Origin of the sequence: Brachybacterium halotolerans subsp. kimchii (assembly GCF_020792675.1) — a bacterium.
GTDB classification, from domain to species: domain Bacteria; phylum Actinomycetota; class Actinomycetes; order Actinomycetales; family Dermabacteraceae; genus Brachybacterium; species Brachybacterium halotolerans.
Genome location: NZ_CP086254.1, coordinates 2973490 through 2994578, shown reverse-complemented (window position 1 = coordinate 2994578; position 21089 = coordinate 2973490). Strand labels below are relative to the sequence as shown.

The window sequence follows — 21089 nt, the reverse complement described above, 5'->3', positions numbered from 1 at the left end:
AGCGTTGGACAATCCGATCGGCACCCTCGGACGTCAGATCCGCACTGCAGACGCGCGCATCATCATCGGGTCTCTCCAGCAGGGAGAATCCGTGCTCGGTGCGTTGATGGCGCTCAGCCCCGGCGCACGGGCAGACCTCAAGGCGTTGCTCCGACAGGCGGACATGTTGCAGGATCCCGCGGGGCTGGAACAGGTCCTGAACGGGATCGTCGGCGCCCGTTCGGTGGACAGGACGAACGAGCTCCTGTGGACCACGCCGGGGCTCCGCTCACGGTCCGGCGGCCTCACCACATCACTCGTCGGACTCGTCGACGATGCCGCGGAATCCATCGTCTGCTCCACCTACAACTTTCAGACCACATCGGGGATGTGGAAGGCACTTCGTCGCGCTTCACGTAGACGGCTCGATCTGCGCATCTATATCGACCGGGAGGCCACCAAAGGTGGCGGTGGCCCCACAGCAATCGACATCGCCCAGCAATTGGCACCCGCCACGGTCTTCCGCACCCGGTACGTCGATGGGCGGGCACTTCGCAACCATGCGAAGTACTTCGTCATAGACCACCGCGTACTGGTCGTGACTAGCGCAAACTTTTCGTGGAGCGCCGAGAACAACAATGTGGAGCTCGGACTGAAAGTGCCCGATCCTCAACTTGCCCGTCGGGTTGAGCGTGAGCTCGAGAACCTTGAGGGCGATATTTACGAGTCCGTAAAAGGGCAGGGCGCGCCACTCTCATTGCGATGACTTCAATCGAGAGTTCTGCGCACGATTCACTAGAAGTGATCGTACAGCGACGAACACACGCTCGGGGTGCGCGCGACAAGTTTCGCGCTTAGCCACCAGCTAGAACTCATTTACGGTGGGTCACAGAACGGGTCTCCCCCAGCAGATGAATGACTTCAGCAGCGGCCATCGTGCCGGTCAGGGACCCGTTCCTTCATCCCTACCCCGCTGAATACAACGTCATGACCCGCAACAGCTAGACCACCGCCGACCGGGAGTGCCGCTTCGACGCCACCAACTACTCCAGACTCTCCGGCTGCCGACCCCCAGAAGGCGACTTAGCTGGCCGCCCACACAATGCCGCCCGCAAACGGGAGGGCACCACTGCAAGACATCCGATCACCCTTCTTGCCCGCGACGCAATTGCGTTCGACAGGGCGTCCATCGAACGGGTGAGCCAAATTTCGAACCTCGGCGACACCCAAGATGCAAGCAAGAGAACCACTGAAGCTGCCGCAAGCACGATTGTAATCACATTATAGAATGTCAATGGTTCCACCTGGCTCGCCGGCACCCGTGGAGCGTATTTGCCCGCCACGAACATTATTGCCCCGAAGCCGCTCGAGAGCATGCCCCCCAAGGCAGGTCCAAAAATTCCGTTGACGTGCGGAATGCCGAAACGCCCTGGCGTACGCTGATAAACCTCCCTGGACTCGCGATCCATCGACGCAAGAGAGGAGACCCGTCGCCGTGCCGCATAAAGCGCTGCACTGTCGAACTTTGCGGCATCCCTCCCCATGAGATCCACAAATCCACCAATGCCCAAGATTGTCGCGACGCCACTTAGAGGGATTGGCCAACCGATGAATATCGAGAAGATTGCCACCATTGCGACACCGAGAACTAGCACCAAAGCGTAAGTCGAACGCTTGGCGAGAGCGTCTCGATAATCAGCCGTCACCATCACCTGCCCGGGCGGGAGCCTAAGGAGCAAGAGTTGACGGTGGAGCACGATCAAGAAAACCCACGCCCACACCGCAGGGAACCATCCACCCGAGGAAAATCCAGGCTCCTCGACGACCGCCATGCCCGACGCCGCTGCGACCAAGAACTCGACAAGGACTACAGGTGCCACCGCAGCGCTAGCCTTAAATCTCGCGCTCTTGTGCACCGAGTCAAAGACGAGCCCCCGAGGAACGTCACTCATTCGCTGGCGATCATTCGCCAAGCGCGCAACCCAACCGACATCTCTCCCACCCACAAGACCCCTCCATTAGAAATATGGACGCAAAGCAATCACAAACAGCAATTGGCGCTACGGGACCCAACAAGCGTCGTCCAAGCGACAAAAAAACTCCCGCATGCCCAGAGGTCTCGAACTTGTTCCACAAGCGAGCTGAGCGATCATGGCGAAAACCTAGAGCCGATGACCCCTTCAGAGTAAAATGGACACTCAGGAGTGTCAAGGTGTCGAAGAAACACGGGACACACGTCAAGAAGGCAGTCATCGGTGCGCTCTTGAGGCGGGAGGGATCAGGCTCTTGTGAGCCCATGGTTCATCCACTCGCCGAGGTGGCCGAGGTAGGTCCGGTGATAGAAGATCTCGACCGAGGTCTGGGACGCGGCCATGTTCGCATCCACCCGCGCCGGCATGATCAGATCCTCGGCGACCCCGCGGACGAGCACACTGTTAAATTTATGTCTCTGGCCGCCGCCTGCTAGTCCTGCGCCTTCGTCGCATCCCATCGCATCTTTCTCGAAATCCTCGGAGGCCGATCTCACTCGATTCAACCCTCGCCAACCCGGATCGTAGCTTGGCCCCGACGGCACCGATAGTGGCACCATCAACCCTAAGTCGCGGCGTGCCTAGAGTGGATCTGATTCGAAGGGCATTCACTACTCGAAGAAGTTCTCGTCGACGTCAACGATCTGCACTGTACGACGAATCTGCACGCCCACACCGCAGCGGATCATCAGTCGGGCGAGTTTTGCCCCGTCCACGAGAACGACCCGTGCCTGCACCTGGTCCGCATACTTCTGCGCGTCGGCGCTGAATCGGCTGGTCGTAAGGAAAACTCCCTGATTCGCGGCGTTGTCGGCGAGCGCGCCCACGAACTCCTGGATCGCAGGCCGGCCCACGGTGTTGTCGCTTGCATAGCGCTTGGCCTGGACGTAGATGCGGGAGAGGCCTAAGGCGTCCTGGTCGATGATCCCGTCGATCCCACCATCCCGCGACAGCTGCGTACGGGTGGCGGAGCCCTCGGCACCCCCGTACCCCATCGCCATGAGCAGATCAAGGACGGCCTTCTCGAAGAACTCCGGACCCTGCGCTTGGATGCGGGTGAGCAGCTGATCGGCGACGTCGGCATGGATCCTCGCGATGCCGTTCTCTATCTGTTCATCGGGATCCAGCTCGGTGCGCTCCTCAACCCCGGGGGCCGGCGTGGCCGGTGCCGCCGCAGTGGGCTTCTGAGCGAGTCTCGGCGAGTCGTACCCCGGGACGCTGGGGAGATCCTTCTCCGTCATACCGTCAGGGTGGGTCTCGAGCAGTTCTCTGCCCACCTCGGTGATCACGTAGCGGCCTCGTGAGGGACGCTCGACCGCGCCCGCACGTGCCAGGTAGGACAGCGCCCAGTTGCCGCGGTTCTTCCACTGCTCCTGGCCAGAGGGGATGAGGACCGCCCGGTCGTTCTCGCTCAGCTGCAGCAGATCTGCGGCTCTGGCGACGATCTCTCGACTGCGCTGCAACTGGCCGTCCACAAGCACTTGCAGCGAGGGGATCATGTATTGGTCCCAGGTGGGGGCGGGCATGGGTGCTCCTCTGACTGATGCGGCTCGTTGCACTTTACCGAGTGGCACCTGGTTTTAGTGCTGCATGCCGCCTTCATCGCGGCGGCCTCAGGTCGATCCTCGGCCAGTCGACGTCCTCGCCCATCAGCTTGATCAGGTCCTCCTGCCGCGGCTGGCCCATCACGGAGCGATACGCCCCCAGCGTCCGCTGCAGCCGCAGGTACTGCCGTGACTCGCGGCTGAGGGGCATGGCGGGCACGTAGCGCTCGATCTTCGCCGGGCCGTCGCAGAGCCAGAACGGGCTGAGACCGTCGCTGTCCTCGGGCTCAGCTGCAACGGCGGCGTCGAACATCGCAGCCCAGGGGTCGTCATAGCCCGGCGCGAGCGCTGCCCCGGCATGCGAATGGGCGATGTTGCGCCGGATGGCGTGCCCCTTGTACCGGTGCACACGGCCTTCGCGCTGCTCGAGGTCCACGGGGTTGCCGGGCAGGTTCCAGTGCACTATGGCGTGGCTGTAGGTGTGGAAGTCCAGCCCCTCCTGGCCTACGGAGGTGCTGGCGAGCACGAAGGGCCAGAACGGGGAGTTGAAGCTGTCGCGCACCGAGGCCTCGCGGTTCTCGGCCGCCTCGGAGCTCAGGGCGCGGCCGAAACGGGCGGCGATGTGGGAGTTGAGCTTGTGCGTGCTCACGTCGACCTTCTCCCCGTCGGAGGAGAGCTCGTGGATCTCGTTCGCGGCGCTGCGGGTGCCGGTGGTCGCGCGGATCCGCTCGGCGAGGGTCGCGGCGCGCTCGGCCGGTTCGTCGTGGCGCAGTCCGAGGGAGTCGACGAGGGTGTGGACGTACTCGTCGAGCATCGACTGGAGGTTGCCGTCGAGGCAGTAGCGCAGCACCAGCTGCCAATAGCCGTCCGTGTCCTCGCTGCCTGCGTCGGTGGAGGCGCGGACGGCGGCCATCGTCTCGGGCCGGTTGAAAAGTGAGCGCAGGCCCTCGGCGATCTCGAGGGCTGCGCGGCGCACGGGCATGTCGGCGTAGGAGACCTCTCCCCCGGTCGCGCGACCGACGGCGCGCAGCGCGCACACACCGGGCCCGGCAATGGCGACCTGCGCGAGAACTGAGGCGAGGTCCTCGGGTGGGGCACCGAGCACGTCCCAGTCCGGGTCGAGGGCGAAGGCGACGTGGTCTCCGTAGCGGGAGCCGGCCTCGTCGCCGTCGGTCGCCCCGTCGACGGCGCCGCGGAGGGCCAGGTCCTCGAGTCCGAGGGCACGGTCGAGGAGGTATGGCGCGACGCCGTACCACCCGGCGGTCTGCCCCTTCCCCTCCCGCACGGGGAGGTCCAGCGCATCCAGGCGCTCCTGGATCCGCTGGGTGACGGCCTGCAGGAGGCGGTCGGGAGCCAGCGGGAGCTCCTCCCCGGTCGCGCGGGCGATGGCGAGGGGGTCGCCGAGCTGCGCAAGGGCGACGGACGGCTGAAGCAGTGCAAGGTGGGGAAGGTTCTGGAGCTTGCCGTCGACAACGGTGAAGCGCAGCAGCCCTGACGTGCGCGGATCGTCGTACAGCGCTGACGCGCCCGTCCCATGGCGGGGTGCGAAGCAACTGAGCCGACGGTCGGTCTCGTAGCTGAACAGGGCGGAGATCGCCTTCGGGACCACGCTCCAGGCGGAGAACACGAGGCGTTTGGTGAAGCTCCGCGCGTCCTCGGAGGCGAAGGGTCCGCCCGGCGACACATACGGGAGGGAGGGCGGGAGCCAGGCGAGCTTCCAGACCCCACGGTCCATCGCGGCGTCGATCATCGCGCGGAGCTTGGGGTTGCCGGGATCGATCTCGCGGTAATGGCGGATGTCGTCCCAGAAGAGCAGCCCGCGTCGGTGCGTGTGCAGAAGATGCGCCATGTCGCCGCTGTCATCGCCGCGGGCGGCTTCGAGGGTGCGACGCTGGGCGACATAGGCCGACGGGTCCATGAGGTTCACCGGGTACGGGCTCGAGCGCCAGAACTCGAACATGTCCATGCCGTGGGCATGGCGCCCGATCGCGTCGGCGGCGGTCCAGACCTCGAGGTCCCGGGGACGCACCTCGAGGGAGGGCATCTCCATCTCGCGCAGCATCCCGTCGGCCACCGCGGTGGAGCCGAGCCGTTCGGTGCGGGACATGACTCGCTGGAGCTCCGCCTGGGCCCGGGCCGTCGCCTCCTCGGCGCGGCGCGTGCCCTCGTCGGTGCCCTGGAGCATGCCCTCGCGCACCTGGGCGAGATGCTCCCGCACGCGGTCTGCGCGGTCGGGGCCGGCGAGGAAGGCGATGGTGTCGTGGAAGTCCTGGTGGTGGTCCTCGGCGTCGAGCTCGTCGGGCAGGGTGAACATCTTGTACGGGGTGGCGGAGAGCACGAGCGACTTCGCCGAGCGATGATCGATGATCTTCTGCGCGAGCTGCTGCGCATCCGAGTAGTGCTCGTCCCCCGTGCTAGGGGCGCCGGGGAACAGATCCTTGAAGCGCTGGAACTCGTCGAGGATCACGAGGTCCGGGGCGAGGCGGGTCACAGCGGTCTGGGCCATGACCATGCGCAGCGCGCCGATCATGCGGCGGCGCCGCCACCACATCTCGCGCGTCACCTCCTCGCTGCCGAGCCACTGATCGAGCTCGTCGAAGAGGTCGCTGAGGAGCGTGCCGCCGAAGGGGCCGGCATCGGTGCGGAGGGTGCGGGTGAACTCGTCGACGAGGCCGGCATCGAGTGCAGGCCGGCTCCAGTCCCACTCCAGCCTGTCGGCGAATCTCCGGAATCCGACGGCGTCGCGGAAGTAGTCGACGATCCGGGGCTGCGTCAGCCAGAGCCGGTCGATGCTGTGGCTGAGCATCCAGTGCAGCAGCACGCGTTCGCCGACTCGGCCTGTTGCGTCGCCGAGCCGCAGGGAGGTGCCGGGGGTGAAGGCGATGAGGTCGACGCCGCCGGGCGGGGCGGAGCCCATCGTCTGCGGGAGCATCGTGATGCGGTCGGCGTTGCGCTGCGCCTCACCGCCGGTGAGCTCGCGCAGGCGGTCCAGGTTCTGGCCGGCGATCTGGCTGTTGGAGCAGATGTACACGATCGTCACCGTGCGATCGGTGGTCTCGCGCAGGTGCGCGATCGCGCGGGCTGCGACGCCCTTGGCGATGAGGGTCTTGCCGAGTCCTACCTCGTCGGCGACGAGGAAGCGGCTGACGGAGTCCCCGTCGGTCCAGAGCCGCCGGAACGCGTGGTCGACAGTGGCGCGTTGGAAGGGCTTGAGGCCGTTGAGGAGGGCGTCGACGTCCACAGCGGTCGGCTCGGCGGAAGCTTTCGGGCTCATGGGTGCCTCCTCGACAGCGAGAATCTCAGCACCGTGTCCCACAGCTGGAGGAACTCCGGCGGGATCAGTTCGTCGGCCTTCGGCAGCTCGAGGACGGCTTCGACCTGCTTCCGCACCGAGAGGATCCGGTCGATGTCGTTCCCGGCCGCGCGCACCAGCGGCTCGAACAGCACGACCGGGGGCGATGGCCGACGGTGGTCTGGCACGGCGATGCCGTCGATCTCGCTGGTCAGCGTGTCGAGCGTGAGCTCCTGGGCATGAGCGGTGGCGGGCTCGTCGAGGCCCAGGAGAAGCGCGAGGTAGCGCAACGCGCGATCGCGGCTGTTCAGCATCGCGGCGAGCGCCCGCTGTTCGCGGTCGATGACGTCGCCGACGAGCTGGACCTTGAGGAGGCAGCGCCTCGTCGCTCGGGCGGGGCCGTCGCCGTGCGTCGTCTCCACGGCGAGGAACGGGGTGATCTCGTCCAGGGAGAGCTCCCAGGAGGTCTCCTCGGCGAGCGAACGGCGGAGTCTCGGTGCGGTGAGCGGCCAGATGACCGTGTCGCCCGGGCAGTCGACCGGGAGCACGATCGTGAGCCGCGCGGAGACGGCGTCGTCGCTGGTGCGGACGAGGTCCAGTCGCGGTCTCGGCACGGACCGGCCGAGAGTGCGGTGGAACTCTTCGAGCAGGTACCCGGTGTCGAGGGAAGGGTCTTCGATCGCGTCCGGTGCCGGCGTGTAGGGCTCCATGATGGTGCGCAGGCCCATGGCCTTGCCGCCCTCGCCGAGCACGGCGTCGACGCCGCAGAGCCGGGTAGGGCCGACGAGGACGGCATCGAGCTCCACGTTCCTGCTCCACGCCTGCCCGGTGAGATTGGCGCTGCCGGTGATGACCTCCGACTGCCCGTCGTCGCGGTCGACGACGACCGTCTTGGCGTGCAGTCCGGTGAGGTCGAGGAGCGTGGACGGAGCCGGGCTTCCGTCCTCGTCGGTGGCGTCCTCCCCCACGACGCTTCCCTCCGCTCCCCCGTCGACGGCGGAGTCTAGGACATTGACGTCCCAGTCCCGCAGGGCGCACCTGCCGAGCTGATCCGCGGCGGCGGCACGGGTGAGCAGCGTAGTCTCCTCCGCGCCGGCACGGAGCCGCGCGAGGGTGTCCGCGGCGAGGAACGGGCTGATCGCGAGGACCTTCCGTGGCCGCTCCGGGAACGGCCACGGGACGGGGTCGCCATCGAGGCCGAGCGGGAGGAGCGTTCCTCCGGTGAAGGGCTCCGGTGCCTCGAGTCGCACGTCCCGCAGCGTCCGCGCGAGATCGAGGATCGCGTCGCGACGGTCCTCAGCAAGGGGGTCCAGGGACATACCCGTCACTGCCTCGACTGCGGCGCCGGCGGGGGCGGCGTCGATCGTGCCGTCAGGACTCTCGTCGAGCACGAGGGCGGTATCCCAGGAGCTGTCGAGGGTGAGGTTGCGGCTGCCGACGACGACGCGGTGGAAGAGCGTCCCGTCGTGCGGGCGGCGATAGCGGATCGCCCAGAGCTTCGGATGGAACAAGGCGTTCTCGGCCGGGGGTTCGACCTCGTAGAGCGAGCCCTCGAGGAAGGTGTGGATGCGACTGTGCGAGGCGGGGACCTGGATCCCAGCAGCCTGGCAGAACACGGTAGTGCGGCCCATGAAGCGCTGGACGGCGTCGAGCAGCTGCGCGGGGTCGCGGTCGTCGATGCCGCCGGAGTCGTCCATCTCCGCGAACGCGAAGGTCATCGGTGCGATCAGCATCGAGGTGAGGTTCAGCGAGAAAGTGGTCGTGACGGCCACGTCGACCTCGTGCCCCGGCGGCGGCCGCAGCGCGTCGGTCAGCAGGACGCTGGTGTCGGGCTCAAGCATCAGGCGCTCTCCTCGGCGTCGTAGAGGTCCTGGAGGAGCGTGACGACGTTCGGCCAGCGGAAGAGGTTCCGTCCGGCGCCGGACGCGCCGCTCCAGGCATTCAGGGCCTTGAGGTTCCCAGGCCGCAGCCGGGCGCGTCCCTGTTTGACCAGGCGCTCGCGCTGGGTGATCAGATGGCGCGCGGTGGTGGAGTCCGCGACGGCGTGAGGCGTGCGGGTCTGCTCGCACCAGCTCTCGAGGAACGTCCTGGTCCGGTCGGTGAAGTTGCGACGCCGGGCCGCCATCAGCTGCCCGAGGGCCAGGAGATCTTCAGAGTCGAAGGGGCGAGAGGCCGCGGTCTCGTCCGCCCACGACTCGAGGAGCTCACGGAAGTGGGCGACGCGGTCGTCTCGGAAGCGCTCCGGATCCGAGGCGGTCTCCTCCGCGATCCGCAGGTTGTAGAGCAGGTTCGCGCCGTGGACGTGCAGGCTGAAGCGCTCGGCGAGGTCGAGCAGGGTGCGCAGCTCCCCGTCGGTCCGGGGGCTGAGGAGGTCGAGGATCTCCGGCGCCCAAGGGGCGGATGGCGCACTCTGGGCGTCGGTCCATCCGGCCGGTCGTTCCTGCACGAGGCGGGCGATGAGCGTTCCGGGGTTGGTGCGGGTGATCGCCTCCCGGAGGTATTCGACCTCACCCGGGAGGAGGCGGAAATCGGCGCTCCTCAGCAGGTGATCGGGCGGTGCGGGGAGTGCTGGATCGAGCCCGTCGGGGATCCGCTCCGTGCCGAGCCCGCCGTCCTCCGTGCGGGGCGCCTCCGCGTCCAGACGCCGGGCCGCCTCGACCCGTGTGAAGAACTCGCGTGAGGTGAGGCCGCGTTCGAGGATCCCCCACTGCGCGAGCATCCCTCCGTAGACCACCGACGGGACCCGCTGGAGGGTCTTCCCCGCACGGCGGCCGATGATCCCAGGCTCGTCGTCGCTCGTCCCGCGCTCGAGGGCGCTGATGAACTCCCGCTCGAGATCGTGATACCTCTCCGCCATCTCGCCGACCGTCGGGCGCTTCGAGGCCTCCCGCATCAGCCACGGGATGAACAGGACATACCGCAGCCGGGTGTTCAGCGTGGAGGTGCCGGGGAACAGCGTGTCTGAGAAGGCGTCCCGGATCGCGCCGACGCCCAGGTCGTCGATCGTCGTCTCGTCGCGAAACTGGTCCACGGCTTCCATCATCCTGCGCCGCTGCTCGGCGTCGACGGCGAGCCAGGCGAAGGTGGAGGGCATGGAGTCCATGGTGCACCGTGGGCGGGCGAACGCGGGGAGAAATCCGAGGCCCTTGTCCCGGTTGCCAGGGGGCATGCGCGATGTGCTCGTGCCTTTCACGCGAGGGCTGACTCGTCGGCTCCCTTGTCGCCCCGTCGCCGTGAGACCCTCGCCCCGATCCGCCCCGTCGCCCCGGCCGCGGTGCTCTTCTCGTCGGAGTCGTGGAGCTGACGGAGATACTCCTCAGCATCCACGTGCGGAGGCGGCAGCTCCCGCAGGTGCCGGATCAGCCTCCCTGCCTGCACGCGCAGCATCGCATAGGTGAGTCCGCCGGAGACGACGCCGCCCACCACCGGCACCGCCTTCGAGACGGTCTTCGCCAGACTGTCCTTGGTGAGCTTCACGCCCACGACCCTGAGCACCTGCTTCATCGGGGTGTACCAGCCGGTCTTGGTGAGCGCGGCACCGGCGATCTGGCGCTGCACAGCGGGAGCGGCCACAGCGGTCGCGAACCTCGTCACCGACGTCGCTGCGCCGTTGACTCCCATCATCACGCCGAGGAAGGCCGAGAGCTTCCCCAGGGTCTCGTCGTCGACCTCATCGGTGTCCTCGAGGAAGGATCTCCACCCGTACACATACGCGACCTTCTGCATGATGCGGAACGCGTGGACGTAGAACTGGGTGAGGTCCCCCGGCACGGTGCCGATCATCGCGAATCCGCCGGGGATGCCCGCCGCGAAGGACATCGCCGTCGACTTGCGCGTCTCGAACGCGACCGCGTCCGCGGCGATCCGGTCGAGCATCTCGAGGGAGATGCCGGCCGCAGCCGGGTTCGCGTCGATCGCTGCGTCGATGGTCGCTGCGCCGATCCCGCGACGGTGCAGCTCGGAGCGCAGGAAGTGCTCGCGATCGATCCGCACCATCCGCAGCCTCAGCACGCGGACGAGGAAGTCGCGCGCGAACGACTCCGCGTCCGCGTCCGAGTCCGCGTCGGAGCGCTCATGCTCGGAGAGGTCCGCCAGCGCGGCCGTCGTATCGTCTGCGGGGTCGAGGTGGTCGCGCAGATGGACCGCGACGTCGGTGCCCCGCTCGTGCGTCTCGTCCTCTGGCATGAGCGCCGCTCCCCGTCATCGTGCCCGTGCAGGTGCCCGGTGCTGGGACCAGAGTAAGGGGAGTCGGGGACAATTCGTCTCGGTGGACACCCCGGGCAGCGCTTCGGTGTGCAACGGCATCCGCGCGCGGTGGAGCGCGGTGGAACCGGCCCACGCGAAGGTCACGGCTCATCGCGGCGTGAATGCCGTAGCTGCACACGACCAGCAGACATAGATTCCGACGGCGCCGGTCAGTTTCACCCCAGCTCCGGCTCCACCATCACGACTTCCCGCCCACGGATCTCGCGCTCGTTCAGCTTCCGGTACGCCTCGGCGGTCTCCTCGAATGCGAAGCGATCGGTGATCAGCCGTTCGAGGTCGATGGCGCCCTCGGCGGCCCGGCGGATCACCTCGGGCATCGTGGTCGAAGCGGGGGCGCCGAAAGAGCCGAGGATCCGGAGCTTGCGACGCACCAGCTTCGCGATCTCCACGTCGAGGGTCTGGCCGGCCGGGGCGATCCCGGCGAGCTCACCGACTGGTTCTCCGTGCACGCCTACGGCGCCGGCTTCCACCTCGTCGACCCGAGCCGCGAGGAGTTCGACGCGATCGTCGCCCAGGCGGTCCACATGGAGCAGGTGTTCCAGGGCTTCTCGCAAAAGGTCGCCGCCGCGGCGGACAGGCACGGCATCACCAGCCCCCTGCAGATCGCCTTCGACGAGTGGAACATGCGCCACTACGAGCCGCGCAGCTGGCCCGGGCCCCAGCCGGGGGCCGACGGCGGCATCGCGCCCCGGGACACCTCCGGTCCGGCCGACGCCCCGGGCGAGGCGGGCGAGATCGGCTGGAAGGTGAACCGGTACTCCCCTAGGACGCTCGCCGACGCCCTCTTCTACGCGGGCGTCTTCCACGCGATCCACCGCACCGCTGACAACCGCGTGCCTGTGGCCATGGCGAACACCGTCAACCTCGTGAACGCCAATGCCCTGCTCGCGGTGCGCGAGGGCGGCCTGGTCAGGTCCGCGACCTTCCACGTGTGGGACCTGTACCTGAACCACTTCGGGACCCGTCCGCTGCGGGCTGCGGTGTCCGGCCCCGCCGTGACCCTGCCCGTGCGCCACGAGCAGGGCTGGGGCGGCGAGGCGCAGTGCGTCGACGTGCTCACCTCCGTCGCGCTGCTGGATGTCAGCGCCACCGCGTCAGCCGACGGGTCGCGCCGCTATCTCGCGGTCATCAACCGCTCGGCCGACCAGGACATCGAGGCGGTGCTGAGCGTCGAGGGCGAGCTCGTGACCGGGCCCGTCACGGTGCACAGCATCGGCGACGGGGTCGAGGACCTGTTCGCGGTGAACACGATCGAGGTGCCGGACACCGTCGCCCTGCGGGAGCGGTCGGTGGAGTTGGACGGCGGGAGGTTCACGGCGCCGGCGCACTCGGTGAGCGTGCTCGAGTGGCAGGTGTGAGCAGCGAGCGCGGGAAGGACGCCCTAGCTCAGCGACCCTGCGTGCGCAGGGCGCTCATGCTGCCGTACAGCGCCTGCAGCCTCTCGAGCTCCTCCGGTGCGTGGAACGTCGCGATTCCGCGACCGAAGTCCTTCGCGGTCTCGATGGCGAAGCGCACCGCCTGATCGACGTCGTGCAGGTCCGTGGCGCCGGTGGCGGAGCCGGGCACCGCGGACTCGGTGACGATCGCGACGCCCACCACCGGCGCTTCCGTCGCCGTGCACGGCTGCACGATCGAGTTCACGTGGTAGACGTCGTTCCCGTACGGCGTGATGTCCTGCATGGTGATCGGCATGACGGCGGGCAGGCGGCCGGTGGTGCGGTTGACGATGTCCAGCAGGGACTCGGAGACCCGGAGGATCCAGCCGTCGGCGATCGTCGGCGTGATCGCGATGCCCTTGTGGTTCAGGACCCGGTTCCCCTTGGTCGTGTCGATCGAGAGGATGGCGTCCATCTCGGCGCTCACCTCATGGGTATTGCTGACCTCCTGCTCGACGACGGATCCCATGAAGGGGACGGGATCGTGCGGCTGGGTGGGGGCGTCCGGGTCGATGTGGGTGGCGACGATGACGTCGCCGGGCAGGCGCTCCCCGCGCTCCGCCATGGCGAGGAGCTTGGCGGCGATGGTCACCGCGGAGAGCGCGCCATCGCCGTCGCTGACGAAGCCGATCTGCTCGGGACGCGCCCCGAGGCCGCCGAGCCGGCCCAGGATGCCGAGCGTCGGCGCGGATCCGCCGGATCGCTTCCCCTCGGTCCCCGGGATCACGACGCGCAGGAAGTCGGTGGTCCCCGCCTCCTCCGTGACGGCCTCGACCTCGACCTGCGCGTGCGGCGAGATGCCTCGCAGGTGCGCGGCGACGCTATCCCCGCGCACCGCGGGATCGTCGAGCAGATCGTAGGCGGCGATCAGGTGGCTGAAGGACATGGTGGAACTCTCCTGTCGATGGTGGAACGCGGTGGTGGGGATCAAGGAGTGGATGCCGTCTCCGCGGCAGCGGCGATGGCAGCGCGGGCACCGGCGAGAACGGCGTCGACCACCGGGACCTCGAGGTCACCCTCCAGGTGATGACGCAGGCCGATGGTGGTCATGCCGGTGCAGGCGAGGAGCACGACATCCGCACCCTGCGCGACCAGGTCCGCGGCGCCGCTGCGCGCCGCCCGCCGGCCGACGTCGGTGAGGAGGTCGCGCGACTCCGTGACGCCGTCGGGGACGGTCGCCGTGAGCAGGCGGTCCCCGAGGCGCGCGGTGACGGCGAGTGGCGTGCGCGCCGTGAGGTCCAGGACGCCGACGCGCTCCCCGAGCCCCATCGCCTCGCATGCCGCGCTCGACCCCGCTCCCACCACCGGCACGCGCGATGCGGCGCGCGCCGACTCGAGGCCCGGGTCCGCGGCGCAGCTGAGCAGGATCGCGTCGACGTCGTCGTGCGCGGACATGGCGCTGGCGAGCTTGGCGACCTTCGGAGCCGCCTGCTCGAAGGTCGTCGGCGAGTGGACGCCGCGGGGCTGGTCGGGGATGCAGCGGGAGACCGTGTCGACGCCGAACTCCTCGGCGATGACCTGGCCGTGGCTGTTCAGCAGGGTGCTGTCCTGCGTGGTGAGCACGCGGATGATACCGAGCCTCATGAGACGGCCGTCCCCTCGAGACCGAGCGCCTCGGCGGCGAGCCGGGCGGCGATGGAACGGGCGACGATCACCGGCAGCCCGGTCTCCTCGGCCACGATCCGTCGCATGTCCGCGGTGTACCCGAAGCAGTCCATCGCCAGCAGCCGGGCCCCGTCCTCGGCGAGCGCGCGGCCTGCCCGCCGCAGCTCGCTCGTCGTCCCCGTGTACGGGGAGCAGGCGGTCACGTGCACAGCGGAGCTCCCGCGCAGGACGGCGTCGAACTTGCGGGTCGTGTCCTCGACCTGCTCCGGAAGCGGCGCGATGATCCCTACCGGCTCTCCCGCGGTCGCCGCCGCGCCGATCGCGTGGGCGATGATCCGGTCCGGGACGAACAGGGGCCGTCGATGGTCGATGTTCGGGAACGGCCCCGTGCAGGCGAGCAGGACGGCGTCGACGTCGGCCTCCAGCTCCCGGATCACCGCGGGGAGCCTGTCCATGACCGACCCCTCCCCGATGACGGCCGACCCTCCGTCGCGCAGTCGCGTGGTGAGCACGTGCTCTCCCGCCTGTGGGGCCAGCTCGTGGATCTGCGCGGCGGAGAGTCCGTCGAGAACTCCGCGTTCGACGATCTCGGCTCCTGGCAGGTGCCGTGCGAGCTCGGGCGTGAGATCCGTGCGAGGCGTCTGCCCGATGGTGACGACGCCGATCCGGACACCGGATCCCACGGACTCCGGGCGTGTGGACGTGCTGGTCATGGGGTGCTCAGCTCCTGTGCTCAGTGCTTCCAGATCATGGTGCCGACGGAGTGCACGGAGTCCCCGGCGATGAGGCCCGCGCCGACGAGCGCGACCTCCTGCTCCCCTGTGGCTCCGCGCCAGCGCTGCCAGACCACACGGCCCAGAAGGGCGATAAGTACGAGCCAGCCCGCATTCGGCGTGGCGACCAGCAAGCCGGTCGCCAGCAGGATGCCCATCTGGCGCCCGGGCCCGCCGATGATCTGCACGATCGCGCCCGGGATCGCCCAGATGAGCAGATTGATCAGGACCGACGGATCCGACAGCCCGGCCGAAATGGTGTCGGCGTACACCTGGGAGGTCGGCGGCACGTTCCCATCGGCGAAGAGGCTCGGCCACACGAGCGCCACGAGCCCAATCGCCATCACGAAGCCGAGGATGGATGCCTTGAGCTGCTCCCGGCGCCCCTCGAGCTCGAAGGCGGTGTACGGACGGTGGCTCCTACGCAGTATCCATCCGGCCTTGAAGTCGTAGCCCATGTCGGCGAACGCCGGTCCCGTGGAGGCGCAGTACCCGATCAGCAGGGCGAGAGGGACCGCAGGGAAGTGGAGCAGGAGGCCCAGGATCAGGAAGATCAGGGTGACGGCGAATGCGGGGAACCACCCGGCATGCATCGCGGCGAGTCCGACGATGAGCTCGTGGACGATCGCGGCGAAGGCGGCGAAGAGCGCGAATCCGAGGAGCCCCCACCACGGCAGCTGGGTCCACATACCGCCGACCAGGGCGAGCAGCACGGCACCCAGGAAAAAGAGTCCGAACCCCGAGGTGAGCGCTCTGCGCAGCATCGCGTCGGTGACGGTGGGCGCGAGCGCCGGGTCCTCCTGGGCCGCTTCCTCGAGCTCTCGCGCTCGGGCGGCCTGACGCGCGGTCTGCTTGCCGGCCATGATGAGGACGATCTGGACGAGCGCCACGACCCCGGCTCCGACCATCACGCCGTGCGGGACGTACAGGGCTCCCAGGTCCACGTCGAGCAGGCCCGGGGCGTACTGCGCGATCAGCAGGCCCGCCGCGAACATCAGCAGCGCCCACATGTTGCCGATCATCGCGATGCCGGCGGCGGACATCGGCAGTCCCAGCAGCGAGGCCACGAATCCCACCACCCCGCCGCCGATAAGCACGACGGCCTGCTTGCCGCCTTGATCGCCTGCCTTGATGGTCTCCGCGGCGGCCACGCCGGGAGGCCAGGCGGCAGAGGCAGGGAGGAATCGGGAGCCATAGGCGCGGTAGAGCACGTACACGTCGATCGCGAGGCCGAGGCTCGCACCGAGCAGCATGGGCCACACGAGCTCCGGCCTCCCGAAGAGGTACGGGATCGCGATGGGTGTGAGGAGTGAGTTCGCTGCCGCGAACGTGGCTCCAGATATCGAGGACTGAACGAGGTTCTGCCGGTTCACGTCCCGCATCCGGTGCAGTCCGGCGAAGCCGACCCTCCCGATGAGCATCGCGATGACCGCGCCGATCACGCTCGTGTTCGGTGCGACACCGAGCGTGGTGATCATGTGGATTCCGATCGCGGCCCCCAGCAGTGAGACCACAAGGGTGATCAGTGCTGTGACGGGCTCGAAGGCGCGAGGGTGCTGCGCTGCTTCCCGTTCGGACACGGGTGCGGCTGAGGATGAGGACACGGGGCCTCCCACGGTCTGCTGTGATCGCCACCTCTTAGGGCGATCGCACCACCGTGGCGGTTCGAGAGTCGCCGAGCAACACGTTCCCGTTATCTGGGTTACGAGTTTGCAATATGGACACAGCGGCGCACGGACTGAAAGCCGAGCACACTGGACCCCAGACTTCACCCACAATTCGAAGGCGACGGAGGCACCGGCGTATGGACGAGGCGATCGATGCGCGCGGCCCGCTGCAGACCGTCGACCGGGCCCTCCAGATCCTTCTCTCGTTCGACGAGACCCGTCGGGACTGGGGCGTCCTCGAACTCGCAGAGGAGTTCGGGTTCAACCGATCGACCAGCCAGCGCCTGCTCGCAGCGCTCGCCGCCCGTGGCTTTCTCATCTCCGACCCGTACTCCCGGCGCTACAGCCTGGGCCCGGCGATGTGGCACATGGCCGCGCTTTGGGAACGCGGAGGCGGACTCGCCCGTCTCGCGGAGACCGTGCTCGCGCGCCTCGCCGAGTCGACGGGCCGCACAGCATCCTTTACCGTGCCCGACGGCTACCACGTGCGGTGCGTGGCAGCGGTCGACGGCGACTCCGGCCCCGTGCGCTCGCACCCCCTGGTCGGCGACCTCTACCCGGCCCACGCCGGCGCGACCTCCCGGGCCTATTTCGCCTTCCTCGACCCACTGGTGCGGCGCAACATGCTCTCCGGACGCCCTTTCGCCCGGTACACCGAGCTCACCGAGGTCGACGACGCCGCGCTGGAGCGACTGCTCGACGACACCTATCGGCAGGGCTGGGCGTACTCGGAAGGCGAGTTCGACCAGACCACCCGTGCCATCGCTGCGCCGGTGCGAGTGGGCGCCACGCCTGTCGGCTCAATCTCCGTGATCGAGCCGAAGGTGTTCACCTACGAGGACGACCTGACCGCCCAGGTCCCACTGCTCCTCGACGCCGCGCAGCGCCTCGGCAATCTGCTCGCCAACCGCAGCGCCGCAGCGCGCAGCCGGTCCTGAACTTCGCGTCCACGTTTCCGCCCCCACTCTCCAGGAGATGACAGTGCACCTGCTTCTGCTGTCCAACTCGACCAACAATGACTCCGACTACCTCGCACACGCGACTGACGAGGTCTTGGAGTTCCTCGACGAAGCCCCGCTGACCTTCGTGCCCTTCGCTCTCGCAGACCATGACGCATACACGCAGCGGGTGATCGATGCGCTCGCACCGCACGGCGTCGAGGTCACGGGACTCCACACCTCCACAGACCCGATCGGAGCGGTGGAGCAGGCGCGGGCGGTCTTCGTCGGCGGCGGGAACACGTTCCGCCTCCTCTCGACCTTGGAACGGCTCGCCCTGGTCGCCCCTCTGCGCGAGCGTGTCCGTTCAGGCATGCCCTACATGGGGGCGAGCGCCGGCACCAACATCGCGGGCGGCACGATCCGCACCACGAACGACATGCCGATCGTGCAGCCGTCATCGTTCGATGCACTGGGTCTGGTGCCCTTCCAGCTCAATCCGCACTTCATCGATGCCGATCCCCACAGCACCCATCGCGGCGAGACGCGGGAGCAGCGCCTCACCGAGTTCCTCGAGGAGAACGATGCCGCGGTGCTGGGACTGCGCGAGGGCACCTGGCTGCGCGTCGACGACGAGCGCGCGACGATCGGCGGGCAGGCCGTCGGTGCCGCAGCTCCAGGGCCGGCCGTCGTCTTCGAGCGAGGGGCCTCCCCGCACGAGGTCTCGGGGGACGTCTCCGCGCTTCTCCACCGGCAGCTACGGCTTGATGTGGGTTCCAGCGACGTCGCGCCGCAGTGAACAGCGACCTGCTTCAGCAGATCAGGTACCGACAACGCGCAGTTTGCCCCTGCACGCGGATGCGCGATTCGCTGCTTACACCTCGTTCGCACCAGGAGATCGCATGCCCACGAGCCGACGGGACGTCTCCCTCACCCAACTGACCTACTTCTTAGCAGCCGCTGAGCACGGGAGCATGACCGCCGCGGCGGATGAGCTGTTCATCGCGCAGTCCGCGATCTCCACGGCGATCACGCACCTGGAGAGCCAGCTGGGCGTCCAGCTCATGATCCGGCAGCGGGCCCGGGGGCTCCAGCTGACCGCCGCGGGCGAGGACTTCCTGCAGCGGACGCGACAGATCCTCGCGGAGCTCGACGACGCCGTGGCCTCCGTGCACTCCGAGTCGCTCACGGGCCGGGTGAGCGTGGGGTGCTTCCGCACTCTCGCCCCGTTCTTCCTCCCCACGCTCGTACGCGATCTGGGCGAGCGGGCCCCGCAGCTCCATGTCGACGTCACGGAACTGACCGCCGACGAGGTGGCGCCCGCCCTCACCGCCCACCGAGTCGAGGTCGCCCTGACCTACGACCTCGGGCTGGATGCCACGGTCCGCCGGGAGCAACTCGCACAGGTGCCCCTCTACGCCGCGGTCGCCCAGCATCACCCGCTCGCGCGCCGCGAGTCGGTGAGTCTCGCCGAGCTCGCGAAGGAGCCGCTGGTGCTGCTGGATCTGCCGCTCAGCCGGGACTACTTCCTGCGCACGTTCACCGATCACGGCCTCCAGCCAACGGTGCGCTACCGGTTCGAGAGCTACGAGGCGGTGCGGGCGATGGTCGCGATGGGACATGGGTTCACCCTCCTGAACCAGCAGCCGAAAATCGAATCCACATATGCCGGCGGGAGCCTGTACCACATTCCCATTCTGGAGCCGACACGTTCTCTCGACATCGTGCTCGCGTGGAATGACGACGGCACTCTGCCCACGCGCCGAGCGCGCGCTTTCGCAGACACCTGCCGCGCCGTCATCGGCGGAGCGGACGCCGCACCAGAGGACGCAGAGCAGCTCTGACCAGGTGCGACATCTTCTCGTCCCCCACGCGCCGGCAGCAGTCCGGGCCGCGTCACGACGATTCATGAGACGGACGGTCACGTTTCGATCACGGCGCCGATCGGCTCGCAGCATCTGAAGAACAGAAGAACTTCCCCGCTTTCGGCTATTTGCGAGATTCCTCGGCGGCCCCGATTCTGGTCGGACCCATCACCCCCGAGGAAGGGGAATCACCATGACCGCCACTGCCGTCCCGGACCCGCGCAGCGTTCAGGTCGACCCTCGCTCCATGCGCACCAGCACCGTCGCTGGATCGATCGGCGTGCTCGTCCACTGGTTCGACTGGGCGGTCTACGCCTACATGGCGACCACGATCTCCGCCGTCTTCTTCCCCGAGGCGAGCCGCACCGCGGGCCTTCTCGCCACGTTCGGTGTCTTTGCGATCTCGTTCCTGGTCCGTCCCGTCGGGGCGATCATCTTCGGCCGACTCGGCGACCGGCTGGGCCGCACCACCACGCTCACCGTCGTGATCCTCTCGATGGCCCTGTCCACGCTCGTGCTCGGCGTCCTCCCGGGCTACGCGACCATCGGCATCCTGGCGCCGATCCTTCTCATCATCACCCGCGTGGTCCAGGGCCTCGCCGCCGGCGGCGAGTTCGGCAGCGCCGCCGCCTTCCTGGGCGAGTTCTCCCCCGCGAAGCGCCGCGGGTTCGGCTGCAGCTGGCTGGAGTTCGGCAGCCTGCTGGGCTTCCTGCTCGCCTCCTTCTGCGTGCTGATCCTCGAGACGGTGTTCAGCAGCGCGCAGATCACCGGCTGGGCCTGGCGCATCCCGTTCCTGATCACCGTCCCGCTGGGCCTCATCGGGTTCTACATCCGGCGCCGTATCGAGGACACCCCGGAGTTCCGCACCCTGCAGGAGCTCGAGACCGTCTCCTCCTCCCCTGTGCGCGAGGTGTTCCGCTCCAACTGGCGCGAGTTCCTCAAGACCTGCGGCATGGAGATCTTCATGAACGTGACGTTCTACGTGGTGCTGGTCTATCTGCTGACGTACCAGGAGGTGAACCTCGGTTTCGACGCCGGCCGCGCCGCACTGCTGTCGACCCTCGGCTCAGCCCTCGCGCTCGTCGTCGTGCCGCTCGCCGGTGCCGCCTCGGATCGGGTGGGCCGACGCCCGGTGCTCTTCACCGCCGCGATCGCGCTCACCGTCCTCTCCGTGCCGCTGTTCGCCCTGATGCAGGTGGGAACCACCTGGGCCGCGCTCGTCTCCACCATGGGACTGGCCCTGATCCTCGCGATCATCCTGGGCACCCACGCGGTGACCGTCGTCGAGCTGTTCCCGACCCGCACCCGGCAGACGGGCCTGTCGATCGCCTACGCCCTGACCGCTGCGCTGTTCGCCGGCACCGCCCCGTACCTGCTCACCTGGCTGATCGACGCCACTGGCAGCACGATGATGCCCGGGTTCTTCCTCGCCGCCGTGGGCGTGGTCGGCATCATCACCGTCGCCACCATCCGCGAGTCCCGCGGCATCGACCTGATGAAGGACGAGGACCTGGGCCCCGCCCGTGCCGGGGCGGCCGACGCACCGGCCGACGCGCCGTCCGCCGTCCCGGGCAGCGAAGCACTCCCGACTCCTCCGCCCGCGGCCCCGCTCGTCTGAGTCCGACGACGAGCGTCCGCAGCGCACCTCACCGCACCTCTCCGCACCTCACCGCACCGCACCGCAATCTCCCTGA

17 protein-coding genes are annotated in these 21089 nt (G+C 68.3%); 6 read left to right on the top strand and 11 right to left on the bottom strand.

Going from position 1 to position 21089, the window contains the following annotated elements; translation table 11 throughout:
• Positions 1–4: 4 nt before the first annotated feature.
• Positions 5–745 carry a DISARM system phospholipase D-like protein DrmC gene (gene drmC / locus Bra3105_RS13460; RefSeq protein ID WP_228357229.1) on the top strand — a complete coding sequence of 247 codons (741 nt, stop codon included), beginning with the start codon at positions 5–7 and terminating at the stop codon, positions 743–745.
• A 1512-nt stretch (positions 746–2257) separates the two neighbouring features.
• On the opposite strand, the gene Bra3105_RS13455 is transcribed toward drmC, so the two are convergent.
• From Bra3105_RS13455 to Bra3105_RS13425, 7 genes are all read right to left on the bottom strand, one after another.
• A complete protein-coding gene (locus Bra3105_RS13455; protein ID WP_228357228.1) occupies positions 2258–2470 on the bottom strand; it encodes a hypothetical protein in 213 nt (70 codons plus the stop codon).
• Positions 2471–2620: 150 nt separating this feature from the next.
• The gene (locus Bra3105_RS13450; protein ID WP_228357227.1) at positions 2621–3535 is read right to left on the bottom strand and encodes a restriction endonuclease; all 915 of its coding nucleotides are present in this window, start codon (positions 3533–3535) and stop codon (positions 2621–2623) included.
• 73 nt (positions 3536–3608) lie between these two features.
• A complete protein-coding gene (locus Bra3105_RS13445; protein ID WP_228357226.1) occupies positions 3609–6827 on the bottom strand; it encodes a helicase-related protein in 3219 nt (1072 codons plus the stop codon).
• Positions 6824–8686, bottom strand: a complete 1863-nt coding sequence (locus tag Bra3105_RS13440; RefSeq protein WP_228357225.1) for a phospholipase D family protein — start codon at positions 8684–8686, stop codon at positions 6824–6826. The genes Bra3105_RS13445 and Bra3105_RS13440 overlap by 4 nt, the downstream gene beginning before the upstream one ends.
• Positions 8686–9939: a DUF6361 family protein gene (locus tag Bra3105_RS13435; protein ID WP_228357224.1), complete on the bottom strand. Its 1254-nt coding sequence runs from the start codon at positions 9937–9939 to the stop codon at positions 8686–8688. Before Bra3105_RS13435 ends, Bra3105_RS13440 begins: the two co-directional genes overlap by 1 nt.
• Before the next feature lie 95 nt (positions 9940–10034).
• Positions 10035–11030 (bottom strand): hypothetical protein, encoded by a 996-nt coding sequence (locus tag Bra3105_RS13430; protein ID WP_228357223.1) that lies wholly within the window; start codon positions 11028–11030, stop codon positions 10035–10037.
• A 236-nt stretch (positions 11031–11266) separates the two neighbouring features.
• Complete coding sequence (locus Bra3105_RS13425; protein WP_228357222.1) at positions 11267–11500, bottom strand: hypothetical protein; 234 nt, start codon at positions 11498–11500, stop codon at positions 11267–11269.
• 54 nt (positions 11501–11554) lie between these two features.
• On the opposite strand from Bra3105_RS13425, the gene Bra3105_RS13420 reads away from it, so the two are divergent.
• Entirely contained in the window at positions 11555–12469 is a 915-nt protein-coding gene (locus tag Bra3105_RS13420) for an alpha-L-arabinofuranosidase C-terminal domain-containing protein (RefSeq protein WP_228357221.1), read from the top strand.
• Positions 12470–12497: 28 nt separating this feature from the next.
• On the opposite strand, the gene Bra3105_RS13415 is transcribed toward Bra3105_RS13420, so the two are convergent.
• Genes Bra3105_RS13415 through Bra3105_RS13400 form a run of 4 tightly spaced genes read right to left on the bottom strand, consistent with a single transcriptional unit; the run spans position 12498 to position 16505 of the window.
• On the bottom strand, positions 12498–13433 hold the full coding sequence (locus Bra3105_RS13415) for a DUF1177 domain-containing protein (protein WP_228357220.1): 936 nt from the start codon (positions 13431–13433) through the stop codon (positions 12498–12500).
• Positions 13434–13474: 41 nt separating this feature from the next.
• The gene (locus tag Bra3105_RS13410; RefSeq protein WP_228357219.1) at positions 13475–14131 is read right to left on the bottom strand and encodes an aspartate/glutamate racemase family protein; all 657 of its coding nucleotides are present in this window, start codon (positions 14129–14131) and stop codon (positions 13475–13477) included.
• Entirely contained in the window at positions 14128–14865 is a 738-nt protein-coding gene (locus Bra3105_RS13405; protein ID WP_228357218.1) for an AroM family protein, read from the bottom strand. The genes Bra3105_RS13410 and Bra3105_RS13405 overlap by 4 nt, the downstream gene beginning before the upstream one ends.
• A gap of 20 nt (positions 14866–14885) precedes the next feature.
• Positions 14886–16505 (bottom strand): OPT/YSL family transporter, encoded by a 1620-nt coding sequence (locus Bra3105_RS13400; RefSeq protein WP_228357217.1) that lies wholly within the window; start codon positions 16503–16505, stop codon positions 14886–14888.
• Positions 16506–16729: 224 nt separating this feature from the next.
• Between Bra3105_RS13400 and Bra3105_RS13395 the strand changes: the two genes are divergently transcribed.
• From Bra3105_RS13395 to Bra3105_RS13380, 4 genes are all read left to right on the top strand, one after another.
• Positions 16730–17530: an IclR family transcriptional regulator gene (locus tag Bra3105_RS13395; RefSeq protein ID WP_228357216.1), complete on the top strand. Its 801-nt coding sequence runs from the start codon at positions 16730–16732 to the stop codon at positions 17528–17530.
• A gap of 37 nt (positions 17531–17567) precedes the next feature.
• Positions 17568–18329, top strand: coding sequence for a dipeptidase PepE (gene pepE, locus Bra3105_RS13390; protein WP_228357215.1), 762 nt, complete (start codon positions 17568–17570; stop codon positions 18327–18329).
• Positions 18330–18432: 103 nt separating this feature from the next.
• Entirely contained in the window at positions 18433–19374 is a 942-nt protein-coding gene (locus Bra3105_RS13385; RefSeq protein WP_228357214.1) for a LysR family transcriptional regulator, read from the top strand.
• Positions 19375–19642: 268 nt separating this feature from the next.
• Positions 19643–21013, top strand: a complete 1371-nt coding sequence (locus Bra3105_RS13380) for an MFS transporter (RefSeq protein ID WP_228357213.1) — start codon at positions 19643–19645, stop codon at positions 21011–21013.
• Positions 21014–21089: the final 76 nt, after the last annotated feature.